Origin of the sequence: Enterococcus thailandicus, from assembly GCF_001886265.1 — a bacterium.
GTDB classification, from domain to species: Bacteria; Bacillota; Bacilli; order Lactobacillales; family Enterococcaceae; genus Enterococcus_B; species Enterococcus_B thailandicus.
The window spans coordinates 192,583-211,811 of sequence record NZ_JXLE01000001.1 but is presented as its reverse complement, the minus strand read 5'-3'; the positions used below and the strand labels follow the sequence as shown (position 1 = coordinate 211,811).

Here is a 19,229-nt window from a genome sequence, read left to right as displayed (position 1 = left end):
TCACTTTCTATTTGAATTAAAGTAGTTATACCCAAAAACGATGCCTGCTAAAAACAATGCAGACCCTAGACCACTGTAAAAAATGGCGATAAATTGTTCAGGTAATAGTTGAAACTTTCGAATACTAAAACCTCCAAGAATCATGATTGCCATGATACTAAATGATTTGCCATCAAAAAACTTTAAAAAGAACTGTTTTTCTTCGTTAAGTTCACTGATTCTTTGTGTATGTTTTTTTGTCAAAGGTCCAAATACCATGAACCAAAAGAGTAAAAAAATGAAAATGGATAGAAATATGTTCAATATTCCAACATAATTTTGATATGCATCTATTCCAATCTTTATGACATTAAAACCTGCAAACAGCCAAACCAAACTTGCAATTAATAATAACTGGATTTTTTTTACCATAAGCACTCCTTGTGAACGATGTTCATTTTGCTTTAAAATTTTTACTAATAGATTGAGTTACGGACGAGTTGCAATAAATTTTCATGTTTTTTTTCGCTAATTATTGTGTACAAGAATAGCTCAAATATATAATCGACATATTCTTCCATTGATAATTGTTGATTAAACACACTTTCTCGAACTTGTGAATCTTTTTGTAACGCCTTGAGCATTCCTTGCTTGATGTGGTTCCAATAAGTTTCCATCAATTCTGAACCCATTGCTTGATCTTCCGCAGGCATAACTAACGCATGCGCCGTAAAAAAATTAGGATATAGTTCTTTTCCTTTTTCAATGCTTCTTAGCAAAGCTGCTAAGCAGTCAAGAAAGTTGCTAAAGTCGAAAGATGTTTCAGACAAATGAAAGATTTCTGCCCAAATACTTCCAATTGTTGCAGATAGCAAATGACTTTTTGAAGGAAAATAATTATAAACAGCCCCAACAGAGATACCGCTTTTTTTGGCTAAAGAACGGATATTAACCGCCTGAATCCCTTGCTCTTTCACAATTTCTTTACAATAGCTAATCAGTTCTTCTTTTGAGCTAACAGCATTATTCATCACTCATCCTCCTCTAACATGAACAATGTTCATATTGATGATACTAAAATTTCATTTAGTCGTCAACAAAAAAAGTTGAAGCATGAGATATACTTTTTTTTTACCTGTTCAGTTTTCTTACCATTTTTAGAAAAATATTCCTTTTGACTTTTTCAATTACAAAAAAAAGCCCATCAAAAATAGGCTCTTCTGTGCTATTGTTTTATCTTTTAGCTAGTTATTTCTTTCTATTAATTCATCAAGTGTTTTCTCAAGCATTTGTATTAACGATACCCTCGCCTTTTGATTTCCACCGCACCGATTGTTACAATTGTTGCAACCAACAGAGTGACTCCACCAACAACAATAAAGGAAGTGTAGTCAACATAACTATGATCAAGAAACATTTCAACGCTAGCAATAGTAAAAAAAATCAAATAAACCAAGATGAATAGCAACCATTTAGGCAAAGACAGTTTTGAAAGAAGCAACATTGCCCCATAGAGAAATAGAAACGTATAGGTTGTTTGCATGTTACTAAATAGGAAGCGATGATTGAAGAGATTTAAAAAGCTTTCGCCTATTGCAACTAAACTAACCACTGCAATCATCCTATAAAATGGTGATTTCTTAAGAATTTGATCTATTTTTCGAAACATGTCTGGGCCCTCCTCACATCATTTTTTCTTCTATGTAATCAATCAAAATCCATTTCTTTTATACTTAATCCTGTACTTTATTATAGCATAGGAATGTTTCGATCATTCCAAACAAAAAAAGCCCTTTTCCATCAAATTTTGACAAAAAAGAGCTTTTGTAAGTGTACGATTTTTATTTTTTACAGCTGATTCACGAGCAATCTTTTTAGAGCAAACTTTTCAATTCAACATCCGGATACTTGTCGCTAAACCAGCGCATGGCGAATTGATTTTCAAACAAGAAGAGTGGTTGATCGAAACGGTCACGAGCTAAGATATTTCGACTTGAACTCATCTTTTCGTCTAGGTCTTCTGGATTGATCCAACGCGCGATTTTATTCCCCATTGGCGTCATAATGACTTCTGAATTGTATTCATTCATCATTCGGTATTGGAAAACTTCAAATTGGAGTTGTCCTACAGCACCAATAATGTATTCTTCAGTCAAATAAGTTTTATACAACTGAATTGCACCTTCTTGAACCAATTGTTGGATTCCTTTATGGAAAGATTTTTGTTTCATCACATTTTTTGCTGTGACTTTCATAAACAATTCTGGTGTAAATGAAGGCAATTCTTCATAAGCAACTTTTAATTTTCCTTCATATAAAGTATCACCAATTTGGTAATTTCCGGTATCATAGACCCCAATAATATCACCTGCAACTGCATTTTCGACATTTTCACGAGCATCTGCCATAAATTGAGTCACATTACTTAATTTCAATTTTTTGCTTGTACGTTCCAAAGAAACGTCCATTCCGCGCTCAAATGTTCCTGAACAGATTCGCACAAAGGCAATTCTGTCACGATGTGCAGGATTCATATTTGCTTGAATTTTAAAGACAAAGCCTGAAAATTCTTCTTCGTAAGGACTAATGACTTGCTCATCCCGAGTTTTATGTCCATGTGGTGATGGCGCTAAGTCTACAAAAGTTTCCAAGAAAGTTTGCACCCCAAAATTCGTTAGCGCTGAACCAAAGAAGACAGGTGTTTGCTCACCTCGTGCAATTTTTTCCGCATTAAAAGCATCGCCGGCTTCTTTGACTAACTCAACCTCTTCCAATACTTGTGAGTAAATTGAATTTTGAGTTAATGGATGATTGTCAGGCAACAAGCCATCTTCATCTAGTTCAACTAAACGTTCATCGTTATAGTTTTCAGGACGGTAAAATTCCACACGATTATGGTAAATATCATATAAGCCTTCCAACCCTTTTCCCATACCAATTGGCCAGTTCATTGGGTAAGACTCGATATCCAATAATTCTTCGAGTTCTTCAAGTAATTCAAGTGGTTCGCGACCATCACGATCTAGTTTATTGATGAAAGTAAAAATCGGGATACCGCGTTTTTTGACAACTTTAAATAATTTTTTCGTTTGTGCTTCGATCCCCTTCGCGCTATCAATCACCATCACTGCACTGTCGACAGCCATCAATGTTCGATAAGTATCTTCAGAGAAGTCTTCGTGTCCAGGTGTGTCCAAAATATTGACGCGTTTTCCTTTGTAATCCAATTGCATCACTGAACTGGTAACTGAGATTCCACGTTGTTTTTCGATTTCCATCCAGTCAGATTTAGCAAAATTCCCTGTTTTTTTTCCTTTAACCGTACCGGCTTGGCGAATTGCACCACCAAACAAAAGTAATTGTTCAGTAATCGTTGTTTTCCCCGCATCCGGATGGGAAATAATCGCAAATGTGCGGCGATTATCAACTTGTTGTTTTAATTCCTTGTTCATAGATTAACTCCGTTTCTTCATCATTTATTTACTGTTTCCGCGAATACCTAATAGTCTCGTCTTACAACTAGATTAGTATATCATGTATTTCTTGAATGAAACAGTCAGTGAGTGGATAAATTCAAAAAAGAAGCTATGATTTTCATCACAGCTTCTCTTCGTTTTATCTTCTAAGTTCGTCGTCTTCGAACTCTTTTCTAAAATAACGACGTTCCTCTTCTGGCTCGACTTCGACTTCTTCTGGATCATGGAATTGGACACGAATTTTTAAAATTCTTGATCCTTCCATTTCTTCTGAAATCAATGTCACGTTATCAACATCAAACGAAAGCTTTTCGCCTTCATCAGGAATCAATCCTAATGCTGTAATCAAGTAACCAGCCATCGTATCGACATCGCTCATATGAAGATCTGTGTCAAACGCTTCATTGAATTCGTCGATCAGCATCCGTCCTTGAATGATATATTCATGTTCTGCTACTTTTTCATAAAGGCTTTCAACTTCATCAGATTCATCGTCGATTTCACCAACGATTTCTTCTAGCAAATCTTCTAAAGTTGCTAAACCTACTACACCACCATACTCGTCAAGCAAAATGGCCATTTGATTTTGTGTTTTCTTCAATTCATACAACAAATCATCAATAAAAATTGTTTCAGGAACAAACAATGGTTCTTGCATGATTTTACGAATTTCTAAGTTAGCAAAGCCAAATTTGTGAGCAGCTTTTAATAAGTTTTTCGTATGAAGAATCCCGATTACTTTATCCTTATCTTCGTTATAGACAGGTATTCGAGAATAGTTTTCGGATAAAACTTCATTGATATTATCTTCAACGGAATCATTGATGTCGATCATAAAAGCATCCGTTCGAGGTACCATCACTTCTCGCGCAACTTTCGTATCTAAAGAAAAAACACCTTGCAACATTTCTAGTTCTTCATTATCCAAGACACCTTCTGTTTCCAACATGTAACGCATTTCGTCTCGAGTCATCTTTGAGTCCTCATCGTCAAATGTCATCGGAGTGATTCGGGCTAACAAACTAGTTGAGGCAGACAACAACCACACGAAAGGTTTTGCTACCACACCAATTGCTCGGATAAAACCAGAAGTTAATTGTGCAACTTCTTCAGATTTATTCAAAGCGATTCGTTTTGGATAAAGCTCACCAAAAACAATCGATACATAAGTTAAAATCGCTAAAACAATCACACTAGCAAGATTTTTTGCTGCCGCACTACCACCTAGCACTGGAGCAAGTTTCTCAGACAACGTATTGGCCAAAGAAGCACCAGATAAAATGTTGACCAACGTAATCCCAACTTGAATCGTAGATAAAAAGTTGGTAGGGTCTTGCAATATTTTCAAAAGTTTTTGTGATTTTGTATCTCCTTCTTCAGCTTTTTGTTCAACCCGGTTTTTATTGATAGACACAACCGCAATCTCTGAAGCAGCTAAAAAAGCATTGATCAATGTCAAAACGATCAATAATAAAATCTGCGCTAACAGCGACTGACTCTCAGGGTCAGCATTCATAATCGCATTCTCTCCTTGTTAAGTTAAATTTTTTTAGTTTACGATAGAAAAAAACGTGGCTAGGTAGCCACGTTAAAATGGTATCACAAAGCGATTTTCTTTGCAATAAAAATAGCGGTGCACGTCTTATGGTGTCGTCGCGATTTTCTTCGTACTTTCGTTTCGCTGATCTTCCTTAACGATTTTGATAACATAAGAAACAATTGTTTTACAAATCGCATAAAAAGGTACACCTAAGAAGATTCCTAATAGTCCAGCAATATTTCCAGCAACTAATAAGACGATAATAATTGTTAATGGATGGATTTTCAATGATTTCCCAATAACATTTGGATAAATGATATTTCCATCTAGTTGTTGAACGACTAATACAACGACACAGCAAAGCAATGCTTTAAATGGCTCATTGAAAACCGTCACTAAAAAGGCTGGAGCTAACCCTAAATAAGGACCTAAGTAGGGAATCAAATTGGTCAATCCTGCAATCACGCCGAATAAAAAGGCATAATCAACCCCTAGAAGAAAATATCCTAGGAAGGTAAATGTACCGACAAATAAACATTCGATTGCTTGCCCACTAATATAGTTAGCTAATGTTTGATTCAGTTGGCCAAGTAATTCGACAATTTGACTTCTTCTTTTTTCTGGGAAAAAGCGCTCGATATTCGGTACTAACTTTTCACCATCTTTTAGCATATAGAACAAAATAAATGGTGCCGTCACAATCACGATTGTCGCAGAAGCAATCGTTCCAACAATCGAACCTAAGCTAGAAGAGATTCCGCTTAAAAATTGTTGAATGATTCGCCCATAAGAAATATCTAGCTGGTCTAAATATTTGCTGATATTCACTTCTTTAAAAATCGGCAATTCTGCCATTTCTCTTAACCAGCGTTCGACCTGTTTGATGAAGTCAGGCATGTTTGAAGCCAATGAAGAAATTTGTTGTACCAGATTTGGGATTACGCTTAGTAAAATCCAAATAATTGCCGTTAATAACATCAGCAATACAAGAACCACTGCCCAAGTTCGTTTGATTTTTGTTCGCATCAGCAACTTAACAATCGGATTCAAAATATAATACAAGAATCCAGCAATTAAAACTGGTGCAAATAAGGTTGAAAAAAATGTCCCAATGGGTTCAAATATAAAATTGATTTTTGAAGAAACCAAAATCAATGTGGCTAAGATCAATAATTCAAAAGACCAAAACATTAATTTGGAATTTCTCAGTTTTTCAAACAATCGATTTCCTCCTTTTCTCTTTTTTATAGTATAGCGCATCTAGTTTAAAAATTCTTCTCTAACTTCTCTTTTTTTATCTAACGACTAGGATTGCCACGGCTTTTCATTTCACAAACTTTCCAGTATACTAAAAAATAATGAGAGGTGATTGTAGAATGAAAATCGTACAAACAAGAGATACGTTAAGTGGGATTTATTTAGATGCTATTCGCATTCGACATCAAGTATTTGTCGTTGAGCAAGGCGTTCCATTAGAACGAGAAATTGATAAAGATGAAGCTAGATGTATTCATTTTGTCCTTTATTCAGAAAAAAAAGAACCCTGCGGAACTGTTCGTTTACTACCATTAGATAATGGCAAAATGAAATTGCAGCGAATGGCAATTCTTCAAAATTTCCGTCAACAAGGTTTAGGAAATCATTTAGTGAAAGAAGCGGAAGAATTCACCAAAAATCAAGGCTACAATACCATTCTTTTAGGTGCTCAAGAAACTGCTGTGAATTTTTATTCCAAACTAGGTTATGAAATTTATGGCGAACCATTTGAAGATGCGGGAATGCCTCATCTACATATGCGAAAAAAAATGTCACAACCATAAAAAAGAACAGCGAGTTTAAGAAAAATTTCTTAAGCTCGCTGTTCTTTTTTGTTTTACTTTCGCGACAATTGCTTATAACGATCATACCAAACATCAATATAGCCTTCAGAAAAAGGTCCTTGTTCATTATTGATCCAGTCAACTAAAATCTTCACATTCTCTTTTAAAATGAAGTCGATGTCATTAGGATAATGCATGATTTTACTATGCATTTCATATTCATCAACATCCAACAATCGTTTCTCTCCATCAGGAAACACCTTGATATCTAAATCATAATCGATATACTTCAAGGCTTCATCGTCTAATAAAAAAGGTGAAGCTAGATTACAATAATAGGAAACCCCCTTTTCACGAATCATTGCTATTACATTAAACCAGTATTTTTTGTGGAAATACACAATCGCTGGTTCTCGCGTTACCCAGCGGCGACCGTCAGACTCGGTAACTAAAGTGTGATCGTTCACGCCAATCATTGAGTGTTCGCTTGTTTTTAATACCATGGTATCACGCCACGTTCGATGCAATTTGCCGTCGTGTTTGTAACTTTGGATCGTGACAAACTCTCCTTCTTTTGGAACTCCCATAGCAACCCTTCCTTAAGCAGCATCTTGTGCTTTGTGTTTGGGTGTTCATTACACCGACATCGTAATTATTATATCAATAAACTTTCTCTTTGCCTAGGAAGGATTACTATTGTTTCTATTTTTCTCAAGTTGTTCCACCAATTTCATTTGAACTTTCGGAAAAACAAATTGAGCAAACTTTGCTTCATCAGTCCACAAAGCAGCTTCTGTTTCCGGTAACAGCTGATTAGTCCTGCTTGTTGCTCGCCCGTAAAACAAAAGAACATGCCATTTTAAATGACTGAACACATGGACTACCTCGCCCAAATGACGCTTTTGCCAAACGACTGTCTCTTGGTGTGCAAAGGGTAAATCTATCTGTTTTTCTGCGACCAGTAACTCATCAAACAAATTCGGTTGATTGTCAACAACTGATGCCCATTCTTGCTGAAGTTCCTGATACCGTTCAAGTGTGACTTCAACTAACGGAAACGTCCACATGTCTGCCAATAACTTTTGACTGGTTCGTTTTTCCAAATAAAAGCTTCCTGCTTGATCTTGAATTGCTGCTGCCACATAATAAACATCTTTTGGCTTTGCTTTTTTTGTTTTAACAGGAAAGTTGGTTTGTATTCCACGTTTATTTGCTAAACAAAAAGATTGAATGGGACAAATCTCACATTTGGGTGACGTCGGTGTACAGATAGCCGAACCTAAATCCATGAATGCCTGATTGAGTTCTCCCGGATGTTCTTCGTCAATAATGCTTCGAACTGCTTCATCAAAAACTTTCCTACTAGACGCTTTCGCAATGTCTTCTTCAATGCAAAACAAACGACTCACAACTCGCATCACATTTCCATCAATTGCGGGTTCAGGCAAATCAAAGGCAATGCTAGCAATCGCTCCCGTCGTATAAGGACCGATTCCTTTCAACGAACTAATTTCAGCAACTGTTTGGGGCATTTCCCCACCAAATTCACTCATGATTTGTTTCGCTGCTGCTTGAATATTTCGAGCGCGGGAGTAATAACCTAACCCTTCCCAAGCCTTCAATAATTTTTCTTCTGGTGCATTGGCTAACTCCTCAATCGTTGGAAACCACTCCATAAACCGATAAAAATAGTCGATAACTGTATCGACGCGCGTTTGTTGTAGCATAATTTCTGAGATCCAGATGCGGTATGGGTCGTGATTATAGCGCCAAGGTAAATTCCTTTTTTCTCTTTCATACCACTCAACAAATTCTTCCTGAAATTCTTTTGTCTGCTCTATTGACCAGTTTTTCCATTCTTTATTCACTGATTTCTGCTTCCTTTTCTGAAATAAATCGTTGAATCAACTCCAGATTGAATCCTTTTTGATACAGACTTTGTTTGACTTTCATTCTGCGTTTTGTTAAATCAAAACGTGCATTCTTTCGCCATAATTTTTCGCCTTGGCTTACCAACAACTCATACTCAGCTTCCTCATCAACTTCTTGTGGTAATTGGGCAATCGCCTGCTGGATGACCTCCGAGTTAAAGCCTTTAGTCATTAAATTTTGTTGGATTTTTCGTAAAAGTTCTTTCTGGCTTTTTCCATGATTTTTTTTATATGCTTTTTGTGCCGCGATACTGGCAACCTCCACTTGGTCTTCAAAAAGATATTGGCTCAATGCTTGCTCGATGATTTCTGGTTTGAGCCCTTTTTGCTGTAATTGCTGGCTCAACTTTCTGGGACCTTTGTCACTCAATCGCATCTGAGTTCGGACGTAGCTTTCTCCGTAAACAAGATCATTAATCAAATCTAATTCTTTCAATCGTGCAACGATTTTATTTCGATCTTCTTGAACAATTTCTTTTTCTTTTAAATAGGTACGAATTTCTTTTTCTGAACGTAATTGATAACTCAAATAATTCAATGCTTGTTGAAAACCAAAGTCTTCTCCACTGCTTTTTTTGATTTCTTTGATTAATTCTTCATCTAACTCTCGTCCCTTTAATAAACGATAACGAATTAAAACATCTTCTGACACGCGCAGTGGCTCGCCAACAGATAAATCGACTTGGTAAAAAGGGCCTTTGCCTTTACTGATCCTCGTCACTGTTATCATGAAACTCCTCCTCGAACATATATTCTCTATCATATCATAGAAACTCCCCGCCGACAGCGATTTTGTGATAGAATAGACCCACATCAAACGAAAAAAAGGAGATACCTATGGCAGAAACAATTGTCAAAACCGGACAAACAGTTCCTTTAAAAATTAAACGACTTGGTATCAATGGTGAAGGCATTGGCTACTTCAAACGATTGATTATTTTTGTTCCCTATGCTTTACCAAAGGAAGAAGTACTGGTAAAAATCACCAAAGCGACACCTCGCTACGCTGAAGCAGAACTTGTGAAAGTGAAAAAGCCGAGTAGCCAACGTGTTGTCGCTCCCTGTCCTGTTTATTACGAGTGTGGTGGTTGTCAATTACAACATTTAGCCTACCATGCACAACTCGATTTCAAAAAAGATTTGCTTTTACAAGCACTTGAAAAATTCAAACCAGCTGGCTTTCGTCACTTTTCTTTATTACCAACGATTGGCATGGAAGACCCTTGGCGTTATCGTAACAAAGCCCAATTTCAGCTAAGAAAAAACAAAAAAACAAACCAAATCGAGGCTGGTTTGTATCAAGCGAATTCACATAACTTAGTTCCGCTGACTGATTGCTTAGTCCAAGAACCTCGAACACAAAAAGTGATGAATACGGTCGTTCGCTTGTTAAATAAATATGATCTACCCATTTATGACGAACGAACAAATAGCGGTATCTTTCGAACAATCATGGTTCGTGTGGGAATCCAAACGGGGGAACTACAAGTCGTCTTCATTACTCGTAGCCAAAAGTTCCCACAAAAAAATGCACTGATTCGTGAAATCAACGAGCGATTACCCGAAGTAGTTTCCATTATGCAAAATGTTCAACCGCAAAAAACTTCTTTAGTAATGGGTGACGAAACAATTCATCTTTGGGGAAAAGAAGCAATCGAAGAACGAATCAATGAAGTCACTTTTGATCTATCGCCACGCGCCTTTTTCCAACTGAATCCAGAACAAACAAAAGTTCTTTATCAAGAAGGAATCAAAGCACTGGCAATCGAAAAAGATGACACAGTTGTGGATGCGTATTGTGGTGTTGGAACAATCGGGTTAAGTGTTGCAAAATATGCCAAAGAAGTTCGCGGAATGGACATTGTTCCTCAAGCAATTGATGATGCAAAAAAAAATGCCACTCGTTTAGGCTACGACAACACTCGCTATGAAGTCGGAACGGCAGAAGAACTTTTACCTAAGTGGCTCGAAGAAGGGTTCCAACCAGATGGAATTATCGTTGATCCACCTCGAACTGGTTTGGATGCGAAATTAGTTCAAGCTTTGTTGAAACATCCAGCCAAAAAATTGGTTTATATCTCTTGTAATGTTTCAACCTTGGCGCGCGACTTAGTTGAATTAACAAACTGTTATCAAGTCGACTACTTGCAATCTGTCGACATGTTTCCACAAACTGCTCGCTGTGAAGTCGTTGTAAAGCTAACAAAAAAATAAACGGATAAAAAGAAGTTTTCATTTCCGATCGATCAACCAAAATCGCCCTATTAAAAGTTACTCAACGACTTTTAATAGGGCGATTCATTTTTAGTTAATAATTTCCATTGTAATTATATTGATTCGTATCTTCTGGTGTATATTGCTCATATGTTTCTTGATTGTTGTTTTGATCGTAGTTATTTTCAGTACCATACCCATTGTCTTGATTGTTATAGTCTTGGTTATAATTACCGTTACCATCTGAGTAGGTTGATGAATAATCGTCTGAATAACTGTTGGAATAGTCATTTGAATAATTATTTGAGTAGCCATTTCCATCGGTGACAATGCTACCCGAAGTTAGACCCGTTCCATCTTCTGAATCATCATAAAACATTTGATACGCATTGTCATTTTCTAAATTAGGCAAAGTACTACTTGTTTTCAAGTCTAATTGTTTTTTCAATTTGTTTTGAACTTTCAATAACTCATTTTGACCAAGAATTTGGTAATAAATTTCGTTAATTGTCGTGCTTTCTCCTTGCAGTTGTCCTTGATCGATTTTGCTGAATGCTGCAGTGTAATTCGTTGCAACATCTAACATGTCGTCCCACTCCAAGTCTGTCTTCACGTTGTTTTCAACTGCTTTTAAAATCTTTTGATAATTGCTCACACCATCTAGACTTAGTACTTTGTTGACGATTTTTGTTACAACTTCACGTTGACGACGTTGACGACCAATGTCCCCTTCTGGATCTTCATGGCGCATTCTGGCATAAGCTAATCCTGTTTCACCATCCAGCTTTTGTTTGCCAACTGGCACGTGAACACCATCTAGGGTAAAGTCGATTTTATTATTGACTTCAATCCCACCAACTGCATCAATCAAATCTTTCATTCCATCCAAATTGATCGTCACATAGTGATCAAGTGGTATGTCCAACAACTGTTCAATCGAATCCATTGCCATTTCAACTCCGCCAAATGCGTAGGCATGATTTAATTTGTCCACTGTTCCATAGCCAACGATGTTCGTATAAATATCACGATCCAAGCTGACAATTGTTGAAGTTTTCTTTTCTGGATTAACTGTCACAACCATCATGGTGTCTGAACGTCCTTGTTCTGTTCGTCCCAATCCACCAGTGTCTAGTCCGAGTAATAAAACGGAAAATGGTTCTCGATCGTCAATACTAACTTTGTCCGATCGTTTAGTTGAAACTCGATTTAAATTCTTTGAAATTTTGTTGACTGTTTGATTTGCTTCACCCATAAATTTGATTCCATATGCCGAAAGTCCGACAATCAAAAGAACAAAAACTCCGAGAAAAGCTAAAACTACTTTTTGCCACCGCTTCATAGTACACCTCTGTTTCACATTTTCTAAAATATTTTCTCATACAACAATTTATTCAGCAATTCCCCACTTTAATCATAATAAAACTTTAAAAAACAGGAACAAAAATGCGAGGAAATTATGTAAATTTTCAAAATTCTTCATTATCATACCATAGCACTTCTTTTGAGAAAAGTCAGAATTGTGCATAAATGAGCGATAAATTGACAGAAAATGAAAATTTGTGCTGGAAGTTTTGGCACCAAGTGGTTATCTCCAAGCAATGAGAACACTTTTCTAAAAAATAAGTTCTCTTTTTACCTATCCTATTCAAGAACACTTTTATGATAAAAAATTTCTAAATACCACACAAAAAAGCTGGAACACCACACTGTCCCAGCTTTTCGATTCAAACTTTATTCATTTTGGTTATTTTTTCGTAATTTGTTTAGTAACCAGACAATGACTAAAACCAGTCCCACGATTGTCCCAATCCCTAGCCATATCAACCATGGAAACGGCTTTTCAGGTTCTTCGATTGAAGCATCTTTTCTATTGTAAGAGTCAGATGTCTTCTTGCTCACCTTGAATAACGTTTCATCACTCCAATGAAAGTCTTCTTTACTAACTGTTATCTTTAAACGATACGTTCCCTCCTCAAACTTTTGTCCTTCTAAAAAAATCAAGTATGCCATCCCGCTATTCGGAGCAAATCCGATTGCTTGATTCCCACTTAATTGAGGGGTTTCTTCATTTCCGTTAAATAACTCATACTGAATATCAGCTGTCGATAAATACGTCGCCTTTGTATTTTGTAAACCTACCTTCACAGCATTTCTGCCATTAACTTGAGTTGGGGAAGCTTCCTTCATTTCAAGAACAGGTTCAATTTTTTCTCGTTCATTTTGTAGCAAGACAGCTATTTCTCGAGAAAAGACATTTTGAATGTTACCTTGTGCTTTTTCTCGTGGCTTTTCTTGAAGATAAATTCCGCCAGCAAGCACACCTTCAAATGGTTTATTTGGCATTGTGACAGTTAACTCAAGAATTTTTTGTTCATTTTCTTTTAAAGTAAATTCTTTTTGTGACAATTGAACTACTTTCTCAATATCGACTGGTAATGCTTGTGTTGTATCCTGGTTTTTCCCTGAATACTCGACGACACCAAGTTGGTTCGTTCTTGCGCGATTAAAAGAAGGAATAATCGTGACTGGCGACTCTTTTAAATTAGTCACGGTTACTTTTAACTGAACCTCTTGTTCAGGTGCTAATTGCAAATCAAAATAGGCATCATTTTGGGAAGGTATTTCCTGATCCGGCTGAATTTGCGCATCAAAACTTTGAAGTGATTCTCCCTGAACCGGTACTATAAATCCCAAACTCAATCCTACTATTCCGAGTATTCCAATCAACCATTTCACAATTATCCCTCCTCTTTTCATCTACTCAAGTTTTTATGGTTCGGGTGTTGAAGAAAATGTCCAATTCAAGGTTGTCGTATACTCTGCTGCTACTTTATTCGTATTAGCTGGTACCGCTAAAGAAAACTGGTCAATTGCCAAAGAAGTATCCCCAGAATTCTCCCCAGCAGTTGCACTTAATACCGTAAATTCTTGGTTAAATACCTGAATAGCTAATTCATCATTTTCATAAGTGCTTGTTGGGCTTAAAGATAAGTTATTTGTAACTGAACCAAACGATAAACTTAACACTGCATCTGTCAATTCCACTTCGTCACTCGTTTGAAATTGTTCGACTTGTGCTACTTTCACCAGCCAAGTTCCTGTAAGATCTCCTCGGTTATCTCGAACGTCAACTGCTCCAGTTGTTGCAGGCGCTGTCTGTTCACCAGTCGTAGTAGCAATCCAGTTTTCCGGTGTGACGGTTTGAATTGGATGTTCACCAAAATTTAAATCAGTCGGAATCTCACTAGTGTAATCGAATTCCAATGCTCCAGGGATATAATTCACTTCACCTTGTGTCTGTGAGTCTGCCAAAACAAATTGACCAGAGAATAAGCACAGCCCTAACATCGCTAAGCTTGTAAAAATTTTCTTTTTCATAACAATTCCTCCTCCTTTAGCAATCTAACTAGGTGTATCTGACAACACCCACTCCAAAACGGTTTGGTAAGTTCCCGTCGACTTCACAGCTTCTTTTGGAACAAACAGTTGAAATTCACTCAGATTTAATAAAACATTACCTGGTTGCGTCGTTCCATTTAACTGGACAAGAGTTTGTTGAACGCCAACATTTAAGCCAACTGTCTGATTGGCAGTGCTACTAACTGAACCTGCAGGAAAAGTTGAAATCAGATCAGCATTTTTAATTTGTAATTGTGCCAAAAGTTCATTCGTACTTTGGTTCCATGAAGTTAGCTGCTCCACTTTTAACTGCCAAAATTTTTCTACCAATCGCGTATCACTAATTTGAACAACCCCTGTCGTTACTTGTTGATTTTCTTTAGCAATCAGTAACTCATCTATTTGCGTTTGAATGGTATGTTCACCAAAATCCAAATCACTTGGAAGCAATGCCGTTTCCATATCTAATGATCCTGCAGAAAAATAAATGGCTGTCTGCGCAACAGATTCTTCTAGTTGGATCAACGTTTCATCTGTCTGGATAAACATTCCTGAAAAATTTGCAACATAATCACTTGTAATCGCAGGCGAAGAAATTAAAAAAGGTAATGATGCTTGCGTATTTCCCAAAATTGAGCCTGCTACCAACGCACGACTATCCGCAGAAGTCGGTGAATTCAAGTTATTAATCAATTGATTCAACGCCGTTGTAAACGGGGTTAATAATACTCCCAAAACCGTTCCAATTAGAGGAATTGCCGTGACAACAGTCAATAGATTTTGAACACGATTTTTTAACGTGGTAGCTAAAATCGGTAATAACCCTTGACTAATAGCTACTTCAAATTGTGTGCTAGTTCTTGGGGTAATCGCAAGAGACAAATTTTGACTACCAAAATTTTCCGAGGTTAATTCCGTTAATGCTTGGTTCACAGCCGTTTTATTTGCTGCAGAGACCAGTGGCGAATTAACGATCAGAGAAATTACTGAACTGATTGTCGGCATCAATACTTGTAAAGGGGATTGGCTCAAAGGAACAGTCACCGTCGTCTGTACAGTTGCAGGCCCGTTAACTTGAACATAACCAACCATCTCCGTTGGAATTTCAAGTATTCCGTATTTTTCACCCGTTGTAATCGCTCCAATACCTACGCCATCTTCTCCCGTAAGCACAAAAGTAACTGGCGTATTTTCCACATGCAAAAATGGTTCTTCTACCGTGGTTTGGCTGTTATTTGAAAGTGTCGTTGTTCCAAATAGTTCTAAAGAAAGTGCATGAACGACATAAGTCTGACTTAAAATAATCCAAACCAAGCAGAAAGTCATTCCAAGTATTTGCCAAACTTTTTTTCTTTGAAAAAAACACATCTAACCCCCTCCCTCGCATCAATTTGAACTCAATCAATGAACCTTTTGACTATTGAAATTTCTCCCTAAACTACGGATATACTGATCAATTTGCTGAAAATCGCTTCCTGTTACTGAGCCTTTAGCTAAAATCAAACTATCATCACTCAGTAGCGCTTCCAATTGATTGGATAATTCTTTTAACGTAGCAAACCAGTGAAACTTCGGATCGTTTTGTTGCTCCAAAGCAAAGATTTCTTTGAACTGTTCCCCATAGCCAAAGATATAATCAGCGTCGGCATCTTCCATATCTTTTTTGATTGCAAGATGAACAGATTTCGCTGCATCTCCTAAATCAGCAATTTGTCCTAAAATCAGAAAACTTTTTCCTAAATAATAAGGACGTACATCATTAAAATAACCAATCGCATTTCTCATAGCCGGTAATGAAGCGTTGTGGGTGTCATCAATAAACGTAACTTTTTTTTGTGGTGCAATCGTTATTGATGATTTTTCTAAAATTTTGTGTAGTGGTCTAAATGTCTCAAATTTTCTAAGGTACGGCTTGATCGTCCCTTCCACCTCATGAACCACTAGTAACGTTGCTAAGGCATTGGAAATCATTCCAGCAGAAGAAACTGTTAGATTGACAGCCATTTCTTCGCCTAAAAAAGAAATCACTAACTCACAGTATTCTCTTTTTTGTTGCCAGTGTTTGACATAGACATCGGCTAGTGAATCTTGTAATGAATAAGTGTAGATTTTCGCCTCTCTTTTTCTGGCACCATCAACTAAAATAGTGAACTCTTCTCGTCCCATATCTTTATTGATAATTGCCGTTCCACCTTTTTTTAACCCTTCAAAAATCTTGGCTTTGTGAATTGCTACACCTTTTGTATCCTTCAACGAGCTAAGATGTGCTTCGCCAATTGAGGTCACCAACGCAATATCTGGTTCAATCAACTTTGACATAGAACCAGTATCATAGGAATTCAATGCATTTACTGAAACTTCTAAATTAAAAACTTCTGGATCAGTTAATAACTTGCTCATATACAGCGGGACCGCAAAACGTACATTGTGATTTCCTCGGTTTTCTAATACTTTCTTTTCTTTAAATAAATGAGAAATCATCATTCGCGTCGATGTTTTTCCCGCAGAGCCTGTAATGGCAATCACTGGTTTAGTAAAATCTGCTCGCAGCTTAGCTGACAAGTTCAATAGAAATTCCCAACTATTCGGAACGATAAACTGTGGAACCTGAACTGTCTCATCTGTGATTGGATGTTCCGTTACAATCAAGCCAAACTCATTTTCTCTTCCAGCAATTTGTTCATTGCCATCTAACCATTTAACTGGTTTTCGATTGATATAATTTCTTCTTCCAGGCGTGATACAAACAAAAATCGTTGAAGAATAATCATGGTGTTTCTTTAAGTGTCCTGAGAAATATTCTAAATCTGTTATTTCTTGATCCAAATTTTCATACTCTCTGAAATAATTTCCTTCGATTTCCGTTAGCAATGTTCGAATGGTCGTCATTTTTTCACCCCACCTTCTTCATTTATCGGCTACCAGCGACCACGTCTTGGACGTGCCTGGTTCACGTATCTGGTTGCTGTTTTTTTAATTCTTTCAGGTGAATCATTCTGGTCGTTTTCCCAAGGATACAAGCCATTTTCATCTTTCTCATACCCAGTTAGATCTGCTGGAGGCTGCTGACCTTTCCGCTCTTTTTTCCGGCGTACCTTAAAAATAAAATAAGATAACCCAATCAAAGATAACGCAATAAAACGAATCGTTCCAACCATTAGAATCCCTCCTCTTTATTGGTATGCATTCGATAATTGATCAAGCCTGACAGAAAGTGCTCCGCATCGTCAATTCGCATTCGAAAACGGTCATGTCGGGCAAAAAAACCATAACAAACAACGGCCGGCTGTTTAAAAAATTGCGCAAATTCTGGGAACATCACACCTGTTGTTATTTCATGTAAAGCTCTCTTTTCCATCACCTGATTAATTCTAGATTTTGCTTGAAAAAAATCTTCATCTAATGGAAAGATTTCTTTTCTAAATGGACTCACTTCTAATTTAGTCATCATTTTTGATGCTGCAACTAACAATTCCAACATGGTTGGATAAGCAGTATCACGTTTATCAATGAAATTGATATTTTCCAGAGCGTTTTTTAGCCCAAATTGATAATATTCCTTTTTCTGTTGATATTTCAGTAATTCATTTGTCGCATAGCTTAACCAATGGTCGTGATATTTTTGATAATTATTAGCAACGAACTGTGCCATTAGACCTTCGCAGATTGCCAAAATTTCTTGCTGTTTCAAAATCTCATAAGCACGTAACAACGCAAACAAAATTTCACCGTCATAGTAAACGATTCGGAATTGCTCTTTCACTTGCAATTGACCATCCAGCACATGAATTGTTTTCTTTTCTGCTGTTAAAAACTTATCTTCAACTACTCGAATCAGCTCTTGTAAAAAGGAATGAAACTGTTCGTCTTGAGTTAGCTCAACATACTTGGAAACAGCGAGTATCGCCGTTGCTTGTGCGCCTAGCTTATACTCCACATCTTTTGTTAGTTGCTCTTTAATGAAGAGATAATCATCGAGTTCAACTGTTAAGTGTTCCATCCCCCAGAGCAATCCATCTTTTACTGATGCCAGCATCTTTTGATCGGAAAAGTATTCGGCTGCTTCTGCCAACGCATATAAGGAAGAAAAATGTCGAACTGAATTATAACCTTTAATTGGTTGATCATAGCAGGGATAATAGCCATAAATAAATTTTCCAGTAGAAGTTAACTGATTTTCTAAATAACTACTCCCTTTAGCAATAACCAAGTCTGTCATTTGTGCTAAATTTTCTCGAGAAATTTCCCGTATTCGATTCCCATTTCCATAGTCCTTAATCGGTAAAAGTTGCCCCTCCTCAAAGTAATAGGACTTCGTTTCAAACAAATAAAAGTCCGAGCGCTGTAAGTAACTTAGATCTTGTTCATTTCTCCCGTATTTTCGTTTGACATAACCACGGTAGTTTTGTTCATCAATTTGTAAATCTGGAAGATTTTTTCCTACTTTATGTGCTTTACTTGGTTTCAAGATTGCATTAGCAACAAGTTCTTCCATTAAGAAGCTTCGTTTTCGTAAACCATCGATCCTGACATTAAAATCAACGTAGTTATTTCGGCGAACTTTTTTTAAACCTGCTAAAAACTGGGTAAAATCGATTTTTGTTTCTTTTGTCAAAATATCAATTCTTAAATAAGGAGCTTGATTGAATTGATTGATTTTATATGCGGATAAAAAGTTGTTCCAGATTGTCTTGAAATTGTTGCCATAAAATTCAATGACTCGTCCGCGTTCACTAAAATCACCGGTGCTAACAATCAGCAGTTTATTAGTCGCACTCGTTTCAACTTGATCAATGATTTCTTTGATTGAAGCCAAACTATTTTCGGTCGTCTGAACAAACATATCCTCACCTCATGAAAGATTGAT

At 36.9% G+C, this 19,229-nt stretch carries 18 protein-coding genes; 2 read left to right on the top strand and 16 right to left on the bottom strand.

What is annotated here, in order from left to right:
* From RV17_RS13185 to RV17_RS00910, 6 genes are all read right to left on the bottom strand, one after another.
* Positions 1-411 carry a hypothetical protein gene (locus tag RV17_RS13185; protein WP_067480816.1) on the bottom strand — a complete coding sequence of 137 codons (411 nt, stop codon included), beginning with the start codon at positions 409-411 and terminating at the stop codon, positions 1-3.
* 44 nt (positions 412-455) lie between these two features.
* Positions 456-1,010 (bottom strand): TetR/AcrR family transcriptional regulator, encoded by a 555-nt coding sequence (locus RV17_RS00930; RefSeq protein WP_067480814.1) that lies wholly within the window; start codon positions 1,008-1,010, stop codon positions 456-458.
* 263 nt (positions 1,011-1,273) lie between these two features.
* Positions 1,274-1,648, bottom strand: coding sequence for a hypothetical protein (locus RV17_RS00925; protein WP_071868237.1), 375 nt, complete (start codon positions 1,646-1,648; stop codon positions 1,274-1,276).
* 205 nt (positions 1,649-1,853) lie between these two features.
* Positions 1,854-3,431, bottom strand: coding sequence for a peptide chain release factor 3 (locus RV17_RS00920; RefSeq protein ID WP_067480807.1), 1,578 nt, complete (start codon positions 3,429-3,431; stop codon positions 1,854-1,856).
* A gap of 163 nt (positions 3,432-3,594) precedes the next feature.
* Positions 3,595-4,971, bottom strand: coding sequence for a hemolysin family protein (locus tag RV17_RS00915; protein ID WP_067480803.1), 1,377 nt, complete (start codon positions 4,969-4,971; stop codon positions 3,595-3,597).
* A gap of 126 nt (positions 4,972-5,097) precedes the next feature.
* Complete coding sequence (locus RV17_RS00910) at positions 5,098-6,216, bottom strand: AI-2E family transporter (protein ID WP_067480800.1); 1,119 nt, start codon at positions 6,214-6,216, stop codon at positions 5,098-5,100.
* A gap of 155 nt (positions 6,217-6,371) precedes the next feature.
* On the opposite strand from RV17_RS00910, the gene RV17_RS00905 reads away from it, so the two are divergent.
* Positions 6,372-6,815, top strand: coding sequence for a GNAT family N-acetyltransferase (locus RV17_RS00905; protein ID WP_067480796.1), 444 nt, complete (start codon positions 6,372-6,374; stop codon positions 6,813-6,815).
* 53 nt (positions 6,816-6,868) lie between these two features.
* Here RV17_RS00905 and ntdP read toward each other — a convergent pair whose 3' ends face one another.
* The 3 genes from ntdP to recX all read right to left on the bottom strand — a co-directional run bounded on the left by ntdP (position 6,869) and on the right by recX (position 9,476).
* Positions 6,869-7,402: a nucleoside tri-diphosphate phosphatase gene (gene ntdP, locus RV17_RS00900; protein ID WP_067480792.1), complete on the bottom strand. Its 534-nt coding sequence runs from the start codon at positions 7,400-7,402 to the stop codon at positions 6,869-6,871.
* 93 nt (positions 7,403-7,495) lie between these two features.
* A complete protein-coding gene (mutY, locus tag RV17_RS00895) occupies positions 7,496-8,683 on the bottom strand; it encodes an A/G-specific adenine glycosylase (RefSeq protein WP_071868235.1) in 1,188 nt (395 codons plus the stop codon).
* The gene (gene recX, locus RV17_RS00890) at positions 8,676-9,476 is read right to left on the bottom strand and encodes a recombination regulator RecX (protein WP_071868234.1); all 801 of its coding nucleotides are present in this window, start codon (positions 9,474-9,476) and stop codon (positions 8,676-8,678) included. The genes mutY and recX overlap by 8 nt, the downstream gene beginning before the upstream one ends.
* 107 nt (positions 9,477-9,583) lie before the next feature.
* On the opposite strand from recX, the gene rlmD reads away from it, so the two are divergent.
* On the top strand, positions 9,584-10,960 hold the full coding sequence (rlmD, locus tag RV17_RS00885) for a 23S rRNA (uracil(1939)-C(5))-methyltransferase RlmD (protein ID WP_071868233.1): 1,377 nt from the start codon (positions 9,584-9,586) through the stop codon (positions 10,958-10,960).
* 94 nt (positions 10,961-11,054) lie between these two features.
* On the opposite strand, the gene RV17_RS00880 is transcribed toward rlmD, so the two are convergent.
* The 7 genes from RV17_RS00880 to RV17_RS00850 all read right to left on the bottom strand — a co-directional run bounded on the left by RV17_RS00880 (position 11,055) and on the right by RV17_RS00850 (position 19,205).
* Positions 11,055-12,302 (bottom strand): LCP family glycopolymer transferase, encoded by a 1,248-nt coding sequence (locus tag RV17_RS00880; protein ID WP_071868232.1) that lies wholly within the window; start codon positions 12,300-12,302, stop codon positions 11,055-11,057.
* A 392-nt stretch (positions 12,303-12,694) separates the two neighbouring features.
* Positions 12,695-13,699, bottom strand: a complete 1,005-nt coding sequence (locus tag RV17_RS00875) for a WxLIP family cell surface protein (RefSeq protein ID WP_249024335.1) — start codon at positions 13,697-13,699, stop codon at positions 12,695-12,697.
* 33 nt (positions 13,700-13,732) lie between these two features.
* Entirely contained in the window at positions 13,733-14,341 is a 609-nt protein-coding gene (locus RV17_RS00870; RefSeq protein WP_067480775.1) for a WxL domain-containing protein, read from the bottom strand.
* 24 nt (positions 14,342-14,365) lie between these two features.
* Complete coding sequence (locus RV17_RS00865; RefSeq protein ID WP_071868230.1) at positions 14,366-15,730, bottom strand: adhesive domain-containing protein; 1,365 nt, start codon at positions 15,728-15,730, stop codon at positions 14,366-14,368.
* Between the two features lie 33 nt (positions 15,731-15,763).
* On the bottom strand, positions 15,764-17,251 hold the full coding sequence (locus RV17_RS00860) for a Mur ligase family protein (RefSeq protein WP_067480769.1): 1,488 nt from the start codon (positions 17,249-17,251) through the stop codon (positions 15,764-15,766).
* Between the two features lie 29 nt (positions 17,252-17,280).
* Positions 17,281-17,520, bottom strand: a complete 240-nt coding sequence (locus RV17_RS00855; protein WP_067480764.1) for a hypothetical protein — start codon at positions 17,518-17,520, stop codon at positions 17,281-17,283.
* The gene (locus RV17_RS00850; RefSeq protein ID WP_067480761.1) at positions 17,520-19,205 is read right to left on the bottom strand and encodes a hypothetical protein; all 1,686 of its coding nucleotides are present in this window, start codon (positions 19,203-19,205) and stop codon (positions 17,520-17,522) included. Before RV17_RS00850 ends, RV17_RS00855 begins: the two co-directional genes overlap by 1 nt.
* Positions 19,206-19,229 lie beyond the last annotated feature (24 nt).

Bases quoted from the DNA above. Each gene is read 5' to 3' on its own strand.
- RV17_RS13185 (WP_067480816.1), bottom strand. From the start codon at position 411: ATGGTAAAAAAAATCCAGTTATTATTAATTGCAAGTTTGGTTTGGCTG.
- RV17_RS00930 (WP_067480814.1), bottom strand. From the start codon at position 1,010: ATGAATAATGCTGTTAGCTCAAAAGAAGAACTGATTAGCTATTGTAAA.
- RV17_RS00925 (WP_071868237.1), bottom strand. From the start codon at position 1,648: ATGTTTCGAAAAATAGATCAAATTCTTAAGAAATCACCATTTTATAGG.
- RV17_RS00920 (WP_067480807.1), bottom strand. From the start codon at position 3,431: ATGAACAAGGAATTAAAACAACAAGTTGATAATCGCCGCACATTTGCG.
- RV17_RS00915 (WP_067480803.1), bottom strand. From the start codon at position 4,971: ATGAATGCTGACCCTGAGAGTCAGTCGCTGTTAGCGCAGATTTTATTA.
- RV17_RS00905 (WP_067480796.1), top strand. From the start codon at position 6,372: ATGAAAATCGTACAAACAAGAGATACGTTAAGTGGGATTTATTTAGAT.
- ntdP (WP_067480792.1), bottom strand. From the start codon at position 7,402: ATGGGAGTTCCAAAAGAAGGAGAGTTTGTCACGATCCAAAGTTACAAA.
- recX (WP_071868234.1), bottom strand. From the start codon at position 9,476: ATGATAACAGTGACGAGGATCAGTAAAGGCAAAGGCCCTTTTTACCAA.
- rlmD (WP_071868233.1), top strand. From the start codon at position 9,584: ATGGCAGAAACAATTGTCAAAACCGGACAAACAGTTCCTTTAAAAATT.
- RV17_RS00880 (WP_071868232.1), bottom strand. From the start codon at position 12,302: ATGAAGCGGTGGCAAAAAGTAGTTTTAGCTTTTCTCGGAGTTTTTGTT.
- RV17_RS00870 (WP_067480775.1), bottom strand. From the start codon at position 14,341: ATGAAAAAGAAAATTTTTACAAGCTTAGCGATGTTAGGGCTGTGCTTA.
- RV17_RS00865 (WP_071868230.1), bottom strand. From the start codon at position 15,730: ATGTGTTTTTTTCAAAGAAAAAAAGTTTGGCAAATACTTGGAATGACT.
- RV17_RS00860 (WP_067480769.1), bottom strand. From the start codon at position 17,251: ATGACGACCATTCGAACATTGCTAACGGAAATCGAAGGAAATTATTTC.
- RV17_RS00855 (WP_067480764.1), bottom strand. From the start codon at position 17,520: ATGGTTGGAACGATTCGTTTTATTGCGTTATCTTTGATTGGGTTATCT.
- RV17_RS00850 (WP_067480761.1), bottom strand. From the start codon at position 19,205: ATGTTTGTTCAGACGACCGAAAATAGTTTGGCTTCAATCAAAGAAATC.